The sequence below is a fragment of the Streptomyces sp. NPDC020379 genome (genome assembly GCF_044387105.1).
Taxonomy (GTDB): domain Bacteria; phylum Actinomycetota; class Actinomycetes; order Streptomycetales; family Streptomycetaceae; genus Streptomyces.
The window spans coordinates 80,829-93,872 of record NZ_JBIRVR010000006.1; the positions used below are offsets into that span (position 1 = coordinate 80,829).

Here is a 13,044-nt window from a genome sequence, read left to right on the forward strand (position 1 = left end):
CGAAGAGAGCGGCTCAGCGCAGCGTTTACGCTGGGGCGCGTGCAGGAATTCCACGATGCCCCCATCGCTCCCCTGACCACCTTCCGTCTCGGTGGCCCCGCGACCCGCCTGGTCACCGCCACCACCGACGACGAGGTGATCACGGCCGTACGCGAAGCCGACGCGGCCGGCACCCCGCTGCTGATCATCGGCGGCGGCAGCAACCTGGTCGTCTCCGACAAGGGCTTCGACGGCACCGCCCTGCGCATCGCCACCACCGGCTTCACCCTCGACGGCACCGACCTCGAACTCGCCGCCGGTGAGAACTGGTCCGACGCCGTGGCCCGCACCGTCGAGGCCGGGCTCGCCGGCATCGAGTGCCTCGCCGGGATCCCCGGCTCCGCCGGTGCCACCCCGATCCAGAACGTCGGCGCGTACGGCCAGGAGGTCTCCGCGACGATCACCGAGGTGGTCGCCTACGACCGCCGCGCCGACGAGGTCGTCACCCTCACGAACGAGGAGTGCGCCTTTTCCTACCGCCACAGCCGCTTCAAGCAGGACCCCACGCGCCACGTCGTGCTCCGCGTCCGCTTCCGCCTGGAGGACGCGGCCGGGCTGTCCGCGCCGGTCAAGTACGCCGAGACGGCCCGCGCCCTCGGCGTGGAGGCGGGGGAGCGGGTCTCCGCCGCCAAGGCCCGGGAGACGGTGCTGAAGCTCCGCTCGGGCAAGGGCATGGTGCTCGACCCGGAGGACCACGACACCTGGTCCGCGGGCTCCTTCTTCACCAACCCGATCCTCACGGAGGCCGAGCACGCCGCGTTCCTGGAGCGGGTCGCCCAGCGGCTCGGCGCGGGCGTCCTGCCGCCCTCGTACCCGGCGGGGGAGGGCTTCATGAAGACCTCCGCGGCCTGGCTGATCGACAAGGCCGGCTACCCGAAGGGGTACGGCGAGGGCGCCGCCCGCATCTCCACGAAGCACACCCTGGCGCTCACCAACCGCGGCGACGCCACCACGGAGGACCTGCTGGCCCTCGCCCGCGAGGTCCGCGACGGCGTCCACGCGGCGTTCGGCGTGACCCTCGTCAACGAGCCGGTGACGGTGGGCTGCGCGCTCTGACCGCGTGCGGCCTACGCCGCCAGCCAGTCGTCCACGCCGGACAGCAGCTTCTCCCGGACGTCCCGCGGGGCCCGCGACGCCCGGACCGACTGACGGGCCAGCTCCGCCAGTTCCGCGTCCGTGAAGCCGTGGTGCTCCCGCGCCACGTCGTACTGCGCGGCCAGCCGCGCGCCGAAGAGCAGCGGGTCGTCCGCCCCCAGGGCTATCGGCACGCCCGCCTCGTAGAGCACCCGCAGGGGCACGTCGGACGGCTTCTCGTAGACGCCCAGCGCCACGTTCGACGTCGGGCAGACCTCGCAGGCCACCTCGCGCTCCGCGAGCTTGCGGAGCAGCCGGGGGTCCTCCGCGGCGCGCACGCCGTGCCCGACGCGGCCCGCGCGCAGGTCGTCCAGGCAGTCGCGGACGCTGCTGGGGCCCGCGAGCTCGCCGCCGTGCGGCGCGGCGAGGAGGCCGCCTTCCCGGGCGATCTCGAAGGCGCGGTCGAAGTCGCGGGCGAGGCCGCGCCGCTCGTCGTTGGAGAGCCCGAAGCCGATGACGCCGCGGTCGGCGTACCGCACGGCGAGCCGGGCCAGCGTGCGGGCGTCGAGCGGGTGCTTCATGCGGTTCGCGGCCACGATGACGCGGATGCCGAGGCCCGTGTCCCGGGACGCGCTGTCGACGGCGTCGAGGATGATCTCCAGCGCCGGGATCAGCCCGCCGAGCCGGGGCGCGTACGAGGTGGGGTCGACCTGGATCTCCAGCCAGCCGGAGCCGTCGCGCACGTCCTCCTCGGCGGCCTCGCGCACCAGGCGCTGGATGTCCTCGGGGGAACGCAGGCAGGACCGGGCGATGTCGTAGAGCCGCTGGAAGCGGAACCAGCCGCGTTCGTCGGTGGCGCGCAGCCGGGGAGGTTCGCCGCCACTGAGCGCCTCGGGCAGGTGCACCCCGTACTTGTCGGCCAGCTCCAGCAGGGTCGACGGGCGCATGGACCCGGTGAAGTGCAGGTGCAGATGGGCCTTCGGCAGCAGCTTGACGTCGCGAACACTCTCCATTCCAGGATCCTGCCGCACGCGCCCGGCAACCGGAAGGGACTTTCCCTGAACGGGACCCGGCCGAAAAGAATTGCGGGCCCCCGGCACCTGGCCGGGGACCCGCGGGAACGCGGCGGGGGACGGCCGTCAGACCGTGGCCTCCGCCAGCAGCTTCTGGATCCGGGAGACGCCCTCGACCAGGTCCTCGTCGCCCAGGGCGTAGGACAGGCGCAGGTAGCCCGGCGTGCCGAACGCCTCGCCCGGCACCACCGCGACCTCGACCTCGTCGAGGATCAGCGCGGCCAGCTCCACCGAGGTGGCGGGCCGCTTGCCGCGGATCTCCTTGCCCAGCAGCCCCTTCACGGACGGGTAGGCGTAGAACGCGCCCTCCGGCTCCGGGCAGACGATGCCGTCGATCTCGTTGAGCATCCGCACGATCGTCCGGCGGCGGCGGTCGAAGGCGGTGCGCATCTCCGCGACGGCGTCCAGGTCACCGGAGACCGCGGCCAGGGCGGCGATCTGCGCGACGTTGGAGACGTTGGAGGTGGCGTGCGACTGGAGGTTGGTCGCGGCCTTGACCACGTCCTTCGGGCCGATGATCCAGCCCACGCGCCAGCCTGTCATCGCGTACGTCTTGGCGACACCGTTGACCACGATGCACTTGTCGCGCAGCTCCGGGACGACCACCGGCAGGGAGCAGAACTCCGCGTCGCCGTAGACCAGGTGCTCGTAGATCTCGTCCGTCAGCACCCACAGGCCGTGCTCGGCGGCCCAGCGGCCGATCTCCTCGACCTGCTCGCGGCTGTAGACCGCGCCGGTCGGGTTGGAGGGGGAGACGAAGAGCAGGACCTTGGTCCGCTCGGTGCGGGCCGCCTCCAGCTGCTCGACCGAGACGCGGTAGCCGGTGGTCTCGTCGGCGACGACGTCGACCGGCACACCGCCCGCGAGGCGGATCGACTCCGGGTAGGTGGTCCAGTACGGGGCGGGCACGATGACCTCGTCGCCCGGGTCGAGGATCGCGGCGAACGCCTCGTAGATGGCCTGCTTGCCGCCGTTGGTGACGAGCACCTGGGAGGCGTCGACCTCATAGCCGGAGTCGCGCAGCGTCTTGGCGGCGATCGCGTTCTTCAGCTCGGGCAGGCCGCCGGCGGGGGTGTAGCGGTGGTACTTCGGAGTGCGGCACGCCTCCACCGCGGCCTCGACGATATAGCCGGGGGTCGGGAAGTCGGGCTCGCCCGCGCCGAAGCCGATCACCGGGCGGCCGGCGGCCTTGAGGGCCTTGGCCTTGGCGTCCACGGCGAGGGTGGCGGACTCGGAGATCGATCCGATACGGGCCGACACCCGGCGCTCGGTGGGGGACTGTACGGGGGGCTCGGAAGGAGTCGCAGCGCTCATGCAGGCATCGTCGCAGACCGGGCGGGACCGGGGCACACGAGTCGGCCGGAGCGTTACCGCCGGGCACCTGCCCGCCCGTGCGGCGCCTGGGCCGCGGGCGCTCCGGGTGGCGCTGTTCGACGCGGGCCTCCGGAGCACGTACACTCATCCGTCGTTGGCCCCTCACCGGCACGTCCGCCTCTTCTCGGGCACGCACACCGTGCGTACGCCCGGATGCGGTAGGTTGGGGGAACCACAAAGGGTCGTAGCTCAATTGGTAGAGCACTGGTCTCCAAAACCAGCGGTTGGGGGTTCAAGTCCCTTCGGCCCTGCTACACGCATCGTTTCCAGGGTGCGTGCATGCGTACGTACTGAAATGCACCGCCGTGCGGCTCAACCGGGCGCGGCACGGCTCACGACCCGGATTCAGGTGAGGACGTAGTGACGGAAGCCCTGGGCTCCACCGCGACGCCTGAGAGCGGTCGTCCCGAGGACGAGGTGGCCGCCAAGAAGGGCCGCCGTGGCGGGAAGCGCGGGAAGAAGGGCCCCTTCGGCCGCCTCGCGCTGTTCTACCGCCAGATCGTCGCAGAGCTCCGCAAGGTCGTCTGGCCCACGCGGAACCAGCTCTCGACGTACACCACAGTCGTGATCGTCTTTGTCGTCATCGTCATTGGCCTGGTCACCGTGATTGACTATGGGTTCTCCAACGCCGTCAAGTACGTCTTCGGCTGAACCCGCGCGTAGGGCGGCTGCTTCTCGGAGAGCCGCCCCTTCGCACGTTCCACCCCTTGAAGCCAGGAAGAAGCAGCCACGTGTCTGACCCGAACCTGAACGACGCCGTCGACTCCGTCGAGGCGGCAGAGGCCGACGTGGTCGCGGCTGCCTCGGCCGAGGTCGAGGGCGACGACACCGCGCAGGAGATCGTCGAGAACGCCGACGGCGTCGACGAGCTCGACGCCGAGGACTCCGCCGCCGGCGAGCCCGCCGAGCAGGCCGCCCTCCACGTCGAGGACGACGCCGAGTCCGAGGCCGCCGCCGCGGTCGAGGCCGACGAGGTGCCGGCCGAGGAGCAGGCCCCGGTCGACCCCGTCGCCGCGCTCCGCGACGAGCTGCGCGGTCTGCCCGGTGAGTGGTACGTCATCCACACCTACGCGGGTTACGAGAACCGCGTGAAGACCAACCTCGAGCAGCGCGCCGTCTCGCTCAACGTCGAGGACTACATCTTCCAGGCCGAGGTGCCGCAGGAAGAGGTCGTCCAGATCAAGAACGGCGACCGCCGCACCGTCCGCCAGAACAAGCTCCCCGGCTACGTGCTGGTGCGCATGGACCTGACGAACGAGTCCTGGGGCGTCGTCCGCAACACCCCGGGCGTCACCGGCTTCGTGGGCAACGCCTACGACCCGTACCCGCTGACCCTGGACGAGATCGTCAAGATGCTCGCCCCGGAGGCCGAGGAGAAGGCCGCCCGCGAGGCCGCCGAGGCCGAGGGCAAGCCGGCGCCGTCCCGCAAGGTCGAGGTCCAGGTGCTGGACTTCGAGGTGGGCGACTCGGTCACCGTCACGGACGGCCCGTTCGCGACGCTCCAGGCCACGATCAACGAGATCAACGCCGACTCGAAGAAGGTCAAGGGCCTCGTCGAGATCTTCGGCCGCGAGACCCCGGTCGAGCTCAGCTTCGACCAGATCCAGAAGAACTAGTTCTTCCTGGACATACGCCTCCGAACAGGTCAGACCGGCTGCTCGCAGCCTGTCTGACCTGCTCGGTTTTTGGCCGCAGCATGTTACCCGTTATCGTGGTGCGGTATGCCTGCGCGCACTGTGCGCGGGCAAAAAACTCTCACTAGGACCCGGAGAGAGCAATGCCTCCCAAGAAGAAGAAGATCACAGGGCTGATCAAGCTCCAGATCAGCGCCGGTGCCGCGAACCCGGCTCCGCCGGTCGGCCCCGCGCTGGGTCAGCACGGCGTCAACATCATGGAGTTCTGCAAGGCCTACAACGCCGCGACCGAGTCGCAGCGTGGCATGGTCGTGCCGGTGGAGATCACGGTCTACGAAGACCGTTCCTTCACCTTCGTGACGAAGACTCCGCCGGCCGCGAAGCTGATCCTCAAGGCCGCGGGCGTGGAGAAGGGCTCCGGCGAGCCGCACACCAAGAAGGTCGCGAAGATCACCCGCGACCAGGTGCGTGAGATCGCCACCACCAAGATGCCCGACCTGAACGCCAACGACCTGGACGCCGCCGAGAAGATCATCGCCGGCACTGCCCGTTCCATGGGCGTCACGGTCGAGGGCTGATCAGCCACCCCAAGCGGTACCCGTGGAAGGGCCAGCGCTGGTCCGTACCACGACTCCATAACCACTGAGGAGAAGCAGTGAAGCGCAGCAAGACTCTCCGCGCTGCGGACGCCAAGGTCGAGGCGGAGCGCCTGTACGCCCCCCTCGAGGCCGTCCGTCTCGCGAAGGAAACCTCCACCACCAAGTTCGACGCGACCGTCGAGGTTGCCATGCGCCTGGGTGTCGACCCGCGCAAGGCCGACCAGATGGTCCGCGGCACCGTGAACCTTCCGCACGGCACCGGTAAGACCGCCCGGGTCCTGGTCTTCGCGACCGGTGACCGTGCTGCGGCCGCGGAAGCCGCTGGCGCCGACATCGTCGGCTCCGACGAACTGATCGACGAGGTTGCGAAGGGCCGTCTGGACTTCGACGCCGTCGTCGCCACCCCGGACCTCATGGGCAAGGTCGGCCGCCTCGGCCGCGTGCTCGGTCCGCGTGGTCTGATGCCGAACCCGAAGACCGGCACGGTCACCCCGGACGTGGCGAAGGCTGTCACGGACATCAAGGGCGGCAAGATCGAGTTCCGCGTCGACAAGCACTCGAACCTGCACTTCATCATCGGCAAGGTGTCGTTCGACGAGGCCAAGCTGGTCGAGAACTACGCCGCCGCGCTCGAGGAGATCACCCGCCTCAAGCCGTCCGCCGCGAAGGGCCGCTACATCAAGAAGGCGTCCATCACGACGACGATGGGCCCCAGCATCCCGCTGGACTCCAACCGCACCCGCAACCTCCTGGCCGAGGACGAGACGGTCTGAACCGACCCCTCGTAGCGAGTGATCGTTGCAAAGAGCCGGGCCCCGCACCTCTTCGGAGGTGCGGGGCCCGGCTCTTTGTTCGGCACTCGTTAATTCGATGGGTCGGTGTCAGTGGTGGGAGTTACGATCCTGATGATCGCCATGTGATCGCTTTTGGTGGTCGATGTCGTATTTCCAAAATCTTGGGGGGACCATGCGCACGACCTACCGCAACCCGGCCGGCGCCGTGCTCTCGGCGGCGCTGCTGTGCGGCACAGCGGCCTGCTCGAGCTCGGGGGAGGGCAAGGCGGCGCCGAAGGCGGAGGCGTCGGCCGAGGACAAGGGCAGCGGCGCGCGGAAGCCCACGGACGCCGCGACCCTGGCCGCGGTGCGGCGGGCGACCGCCAGGACCGAGGACATCACCTCGCTCTCGTACAGCGTGACCGGGCAGCAGCCCGGGGCCGGCACGATCGACGGCGAGGCGGCCATGGACCTGAAGTCCCGGGCCATGCGGATGAAGATGCGGGTCAAGGGCGCCTCGGCCGACGAGTCCGGCGGGGTCGAGTTCCGGATGGTCGGCGGCGCCTTCTATATGAAGGGATCCAACGAGGCCGAGGGGGAGTCGCGCTGGATCAAGTTCGACCTCTCCGGCCTCAAGGGCGCGGGCGACTCCCGGGCGAGCCTCGGCAGCCAGGCCGACCGCAGCCCCGCGGACGACGCCAGCGGTATCGGCAGCGCCAAGGACCTCGCCAAGGCGGGCGAGGAGACGGTCGACGGGGTGCGGACCACCCACTACACCGGCACCGTCACCCTCGACCAGCTGCGCCAGAGCCTGAAGGACAAGTCCCCGGAGGTGCGCCAGCGCCGGGAGAAGAGCCTGGACGAGTACGCGAAGATGGGCGCCGACGGGCTGCGGATGGACATCTGGGTCGACGGGCAGGACCGCACCAAGCAGGTCCGCACCCGGGCCGCCACGGCCAAGGGCCCGATGGACCTGACCGTGAAGTTCCACGACGTGAACAAGCCGGTCACCGTGGAGGCCCCGCCCGCCTCCGAGGTCATGGACCTCGCCGGGCCGGCGAAGGGCGCCCAGGGCGGCCCGAGCGTCTGAGCACGGCCGATTTGCCTCGGGCTGCCCCTTCCCGTACCTTGTTCCAGAAGCCAAAGACCGCTGGTCGTTGCTGTGCCTTCGTAGCGAAGGTGTGGTGGCCGAAGGATCCGCTAGCTGCGGGCGACCTGCGCAGGTGATTTGTGGATGAACTCCCGGGAGGACCTCTGGTCCGGCCGGTCGAGTGCACGCCCCGAGCGCCTGCGCCGGGGCGTTTCGTTTTGCCCAGGTCCCTTCGCGTGTCTATGCGGTCCGAATCACCCGGAAGGAGGCCGAGGCTCATGGCGAGGCCCGACAAGTCTGCCGCGGTTGGCGAGCTGACGGACAAGTTCCGCAGCTCGAACGCCGCCGTGCTTACCGAGTACCGCGGTCTCACCGTGGCACAGCTCAAGCAGCTGCGCCGTTCGCTCGGTGAGAACGCCCAGTACGCCGTGGTGAAGAACACGCTGACCAAGATTGCGGCCAACGAGGCCGGGATCACGACGCTGGACGACCAGTTCACTGGTCCGACGGCTGTCGCCTTCATCACCGGTGACCCGGTGGAGTCGGCGAAGGGTCTTCGTGACTTCGCCAAGGAGAACCCCAACCTGATCATCAAGGGCGGTGTCCTTGATGGCAAGGCGCTGTCCGCCGATGAGATCAAGAAGCTCGCGGACCTCGAGTCCCGCGAGGTTCTGCTCGCCAAGCTGGCGGGCGCCATGAAGGGCAAGCAGTCCCAGGCTGCCGCGCTCTTCCAGGCGCTTCCCTCGAAGTTCGTCCGCACCGCGGAGGCGCTTCGTGCCAAGAAGGCCGAGCAGGGCGGTGCCGAGTAATTCGGCTCGCGCATTGATCAGCGCCGCTTGAGGCGCTGGTCGCAGCGGGCCGTCAGTACGCCCGCCTACATGTACATCCGGCACCAGCCGATTTAGTGGAAGGACCGCCATCATGGCGAAGCTCTCTCAGGAAGACCTGCTCGCTCAGTTCGAGGAGATGACCCTCATCGAGCTCTCTGAGTTCGTGAAGCTCTTCGAGGAGAAGTTCGACGTCACCGCCGCCGCCCCGGTCGCCGTTGCCGCCGCCGGTGGCGCCGCTGCCGCCGCCGAGGCCGTCGAGGAGCAGGACGAGTTCGACGTCATCCTCACCGCCGCCGGTGACAAGAAGATCCAGGTCATCAAGGTCGTGCGCGAGCTGACCTCCCTGGGTCTGAAGGAGGCCAAGGACCTCGTCGACGGCACCCCGAAGCCGGTCCTCGAGAAGGTCGCGAAGGACGCCGCGGAGAAGGCCGCCGAGGCCCTCAAGGGCGCCGGCGCCTCCGTCGAGGTCAAGTGACCTTCGGAGTCTGCTGACTCTCTCCCGCACGGCCCGGCACGTCCGGGCGGTGCGTAAGTCTCAAGGGCGATCACCCATGCGGGTGGTCGCCCTTGGGCGTTCCCGCGACGGCTGCCTTGCCCCGGGCGCGGGGGCGAGTATGGTGATCTTCGTTGTCTGCCGGAAGCGCGTGAGAGGGCGCCGGGCGGACGGCCGTGGAGACGCCACGGGAGGCGTCCGGAGGCCGAGGGGCCTTGACGAACGGCACGCCGCGCGCAATTCTCAGGACGCGTCGCCACATCGATCCGCGGCCCGAGGCATGGATCGAAGGCGAAGAGGGAAGCCTTGCTCCAGGCAATGAGGAACAACAGGATCCCGGAGGGAGAGATTGGTATCGCACCGGTCTCCGGAAATCCGCTCTGGACATCAGTGGGCCAAGTGGCTACACTGACCCTTTGCGCTGCCTGTTAGCTGCTCCCTGCCCGTCACCAGGGGCATGCCCACTGTCGAGCACTGCCGATGGAAACCCGCTGACCTGGGATTTCTTATCCAATGCACGGAGTGGGGCCGGTACGCGCGTAGTGAGTCCGAGCCCTCGGAAGGACCCCCTCTTGGCCGCCTCGCGCAACGCCTCGACTGCCAATACGAACACCGGCGCCAGCACCGCCCCGCTGCGCATCTCTTTTGCGAAGATCAAGGAGCCCCTCGAGGTTCCGAACCTCCTTGCGCTGCAGACCGAGAGCTTCGACTGGCTGCTCGGCAACGCCGCCTGGAAGGCTCGCGTCGAGGCTGCGCTGGACAGCGGTCAGGACGTCCCCACCAAGTCCGGTCTGGAGGAGATCTTCGAAGAGATCTCCCCGATCGAGGACTTCTCCGGGTCGATGTCGCTGACCTTCCGCGACCACCGCTTCGAGCCGCCGAAGAACTCCATCGACGAGTGCAAGGAGCGCGACTTCACGTACGCGGCCCCGCTCTTCGTCACCGCCGAGTTCACCAACAACGAGACCGGCGAGATCAAGTCTCAGACGGTCTTCATGGGCGACTTCCCGCTCATGACCAACAAGGGCACCTTCTGCATCAACGGCACCGAGCGTGTCGTCGTCTCGCAGCTGGTCCGCTCGCCGGGCGTCTACTTCGACTCCTCCATCGACAAGACGTCCGACAAGGACATCTTCACCGCCAAGATCATCCCGTCCCGGGGTGCCTGGCTGGAGATGGAGGTCGACAAGCGCGACATGGTCGGTGTCCGCATCGACCGCAAGCGCAAGCAGTCCGTGACCGTTCTGCTCAAGGCTCTCGGTTGGACGACCGAGCAGATCCTCGAGGAGTTCGGCGAGTACGAGTCCATGCGCGCCACCCTGGAGAAGGACCACACCCAGGGCCAGGACGACGCGCTGCTCGACATCTACCGCAAGCTGCGCCCGGGCGAGCCGCCGACGCGCGAGGCCGCGCAGACGCTGCTCGAGAACCTCTACTTCAACCCCAAGCGCTACGACCTCGCCAAGGTCGGCCGCTACAAGGTGAACAAGAAGCTCGGCGCGGACGCCCCCCTCGACGCCGGTGTGCTGACCGTCGACGACGTCATCGCGACGATCAAGTACCTGGTCAAGCTGCACGCGGGTGAGCTGGAGACGGTCGGCGAGAACGGCACCTCGATCGTCGTCGAGACCGACGACATCGACCACTTCGGCAACCGCCGTCTGCGCAACGTCGGCGAGCTCATCCAGAACCAGGTCCGCACGGGTCTGGCTCGTATGGAGCGCGTCGTCCGCGAGCGGATGACCACCCAGGACGTCGAGGCGATCACGCCGCAGACCCTGATCAACATCCGGCCGGTCGTCGCCTCCATCAAGGAGTTCTTCGGCACCAGCCAGCTGTCCCAGTTCATGGACCAGACGAACCCGCTGTCGGGCCTGACCCACAAGCGCCGTCTGTCCGCGCTGGGCCCCGGTGGTCTGTCCCGTGAGCGGGCCGGCTTCGAGGTGCGAGACGTTCACCCGTCGCACTACGGCCGCATGTGCCCCATCGAGACGCCCGAAGGCCCGAACATCGGTCTGATCGGCTCGCTCGCCTCCTACGGCCGCGTCAACGCCTTCGGCTTCGTCGAGACCCCGTACCGCAAGGTCGTGGGCGGCGTCGTCACCGATGACGTGGACTACCTGACTGCCGACGAGGAAGACCGCTTCGTCATCGCCCAGGCGAACGCCCCCCTCACCGAGGACATGCGTTACGCCGAGTCCCGCGTGCTGGTCCGCCGCCGTGGCGGCGAGATCGACTACATCGCCGGCGACGACGTCGACTACATGGACGTCTCCCCGCGCCAGATGGTGTCGGTCGCGACCGCCATGATCCCCTTCCTCGAGCACGACGACGCCAACCGCGCGCTCATGGGATCGAACATGATGCGCCAGGCCGTTCCGCTGATCAAGGCGGAGGCCCCGCTGGTCGGCACCGGCATGGAGTACCGCTGCGCGGTCGACGCCGGTGACGTCATCAAGGCGGAGAAGGACGGTGTGGTCCAGGAGGTCTCCGCGGACTACGTCACCGTCGCCAACGACGACGGCACGTACAACACGTACCGGGTCGCCAAGTTCTCCCGCTCCAACCAGGGCACGTCCTTCAACCAGAAGGTCGTCGTGGACGAGGGCGCGCGCGTCATCGCCGGCCAGGTGCTCGCCGACGGTCCGTCCACGGACGAGGGCGAGATGGCGCTCGGCAAGAACCTGCTCGTGGCGTTCATGCCGTGGGAGGGTCACAACTACGAGGACGCGATCATCCTGTCGCAGCGCCTCGTGCAGGACGACGTCCTCTCCTCGATCCACATCGAGGAGCACGAGGTCGACGCCCGTGACACCAAGCTCGGCCCGGAGGAGATCACCCGGGACATCCCGAACGTCTCCGAGGAGGTCCTCGCCGACCTCGACGAGCGCGGCATCATCCGTATCGGTGCCGAGGTCGTCGCCGGCGACATCCTCGTCGGCAAGGTCACGCCCAAGGGTGAGACCGAGCTGACGCCGGAGGAGCGCCTGCTCCGCGCGATCTTCGGTGAGAAGGCCCGTGAGGTCCGTGACACCTCGCTGAAGGTGCCGCACGGTGAGATCGGCAAGGTCATCGGCGTCCGCGTCTTCGACCGCGAAGAGGGCGACGAGCTGCCGCCGGGCGTGAACCAGCTGGTCCGCGTCTACGTCGCGCAGAAGCGCAAGATCACCGACGGTGACAAGCTCGCCGGCCGCCACGGCAACAAGGGTGTCATCTCCAAGATCCTTCCGGTCGAGGACATGCCCTTCCTCGAGGACGGCACCCCGGTCGACATCATCCTCAACCCGCTCGGTGTCCCGTCCCGAATGAACCCGGGACAGGTCCTCGAGATCCACCTCGGCTGGCTCGCCAGCCGTGGCTGGAAGGTCGAGGGCGACGAGGACTGGATGAAGCGGCTCCAGGCGATCGGCGCCGACGAGGTCGCCGCCGGCACCAACGTCGCGACCCCGGTCTTCGACGGTGCCCGCGAGGACGAGATCGCCGGTCTCTTCGAGTCCACGATCCCCAACCGCGACGGTGACCGCCTGGTCCTGCCCTCCGGCAAGGCCCGGATGTTCGACGGCCGCTCCGGCGAGCCGTTCCCGGACCCGATCTCGGTCGGGTACATGTACATCCTCAAGCTGCACCACCTGGTCGACGACAAGCTGCACGCCCGCTCGACCGGTCCGTACTCCATGATCACCCAGCAGCCGCTGGGTGGTAAGGCTCAGTTCGGTGGCCAGCGCTTCGGTGAGATGGAGGTGTGGGCGCTGGAGGCATACGGCGCCGCCTACGCCCTCCAGGAGCTGCTGACCATCAAGTCCGACGACGTCACCGGCCGCGTGAAGGTCTACGAGGCCATCGTCAAGGGCGAGAACATCCCCGAGCCCGGCATTCCCGAGTCCTTCAAGGTGCTCATCAAGGAAATGCAGTCGCTGTGCCTCAACGTGGAGGTGCTGTCCTCGGACGGCATGTCCATCGAGATGCGCGACACGGACGAGGACGTCTTCCGCGCGGCGGAAGAGCTCGGTATCGACCTGTCCCGGCGCGAGCCGAGCAGCGTCGAAGAGGTCTGACGGGTCTGGT

At 68.6% G+C, this 13,044-nt stretch carries 11 protein-coding genes and 1 tRNA gene; 10 read left to right on the forward strand and 2 right to left on the reverse strand.

Features of this window, described 5'->3' with window-relative positions:
- Positions 1-39 precede the first annotated feature (39 nt).
- Complete coding sequence (locus ACH427_RS10105) at positions 40-1,095, forward strand: UDP-N-acetylmuramate dehydrogenase (protein ID WP_398868975.1); 1,056 nt, start codon at positions 40-42, stop codon at positions 1,093-1,095.
- Positions 1,096-1,106: 11 nt separating this feature from the next.
- Here ACH427_RS10105 and ACH427_RS10110 read toward each other — a convergent pair whose 3' ends face one another.
- Together ACH427_RS10110 and ACH427_RS10115 are read right to left on the reverse strand one after the other, a co-directional pair.
- Positions 1,107-2,126: an adenosine deaminase gene (locus ACH427_RS10110; protein ID WP_398868976.1), complete on the reverse strand. Its 1,020-nt coding sequence runs from the start codon at positions 2,124-2,126 to the stop codon at positions 1,107-1,109.
- Between the two features lie 126 nt (positions 2,127-2,252).
- A complete protein-coding gene (locus ACH427_RS10115; protein ID WP_398868977.1) occupies positions 2,253-3,500 on the reverse strand; it encodes a pyridoxal phosphate-dependent aminotransferase in 1,248 nt (415 codons plus the stop codon).
- A gap of 238 nt (positions 3,501-3,738) precedes the next feature.
- Here ACH427_RS10115 and ACH427_RS10120 point away from each other — a divergent pair.
- The 9 genes from ACH427_RS10120 (at position 3,739) to rpoB (ending at position 13,034) form a co-directional block, all read left to right on the forward strand.
- A tRNA-Trp gene (locus ACH427_RS10120) sits at positions 3,739-3,811 on the forward strand.
- A gap of 109 nt (positions 3,812-3,920) precedes the next feature.
- Complete coding sequence (gene secE, locus ACH427_RS10125) at positions 3,921-4,211, forward strand: preprotein translocase subunit SecE (protein WP_361521919.1); 291 nt, start codon at positions 3,921-3,923, stop codon at positions 4,209-4,211.
- Between the two features lie 80 nt (positions 4,212-4,291).
- On the forward strand, positions 4,292-5,176 hold the full coding sequence (nusG, locus tag ACH427_RS10130; protein ID WP_398868978.1) for a transcription termination/antitermination protein NusG: 885 nt from the start codon (positions 4,292-4,294) through the stop codon (positions 5,174-5,176).
- 161 nt (positions 5,177-5,337) lie between these two features.
- Complete coding sequence (gene rplK / locus ACH427_RS10135) at positions 5,338-5,772, forward strand: 50S ribosomal protein L11 (protein ID WP_366003524.1); 435 nt, start codon at positions 5,338-5,340, stop codon at positions 5,770-5,772.
- 77 nt (positions 5,773-5,849) lie between these two features.
- A complete protein-coding gene (gene rplA / locus ACH427_RS10140) occupies positions 5,850-6,566 on the forward strand; it encodes a 50S ribosomal protein L1 (RefSeq protein WP_398868979.1) in 717 nt (238 codons plus the stop codon).
- 193 nt (positions 6,567-6,759) lie between these two features.
- Positions 6,760-7,656 carry a DUF1396 domain-containing protein gene (locus ACH427_RS10145; RefSeq protein WP_398868980.1) on the forward strand — a complete coding sequence of 299 codons (897 nt, stop codon included), beginning with the start codon at positions 6,760-6,762 and terminating at the stop codon, positions 7,654-7,656.
- 278 nt (positions 7,657-7,934) lie between these two features.
- Positions 7,935-8,465 (forward strand): 50S ribosomal protein L10, encoded by a 531-nt coding sequence (gene rplJ, locus ACH427_RS10150; RefSeq protein WP_398868981.1) that lies wholly within the window; start codon positions 7,935-7,937, stop codon positions 8,463-8,465.
- Positions 8,466-8,577: 112 nt separating this feature from the next.
- Entirely contained in the window at positions 8,578-8,961 is a 384-nt protein-coding gene (gene rplL / locus ACH427_RS10155) for a 50S ribosomal protein L7/L12 (protein ID WP_398868982.1), read from the forward strand.
- A 590-nt stretch (positions 8,962-9,551) separates the two neighbouring features.
- Positions 9,552-13,034, forward strand: a complete 3,483-nt coding sequence (gene rpoB, locus ACH427_RS10160; protein ID WP_398868983.1) for a DNA-directed RNA polymerase subunit beta — start codon at positions 9,552-9,554, stop codon at positions 13,032-13,034.
- The last annotated feature ends 10 nt before the right edge of the window (positions 13,035-13,044 follow it).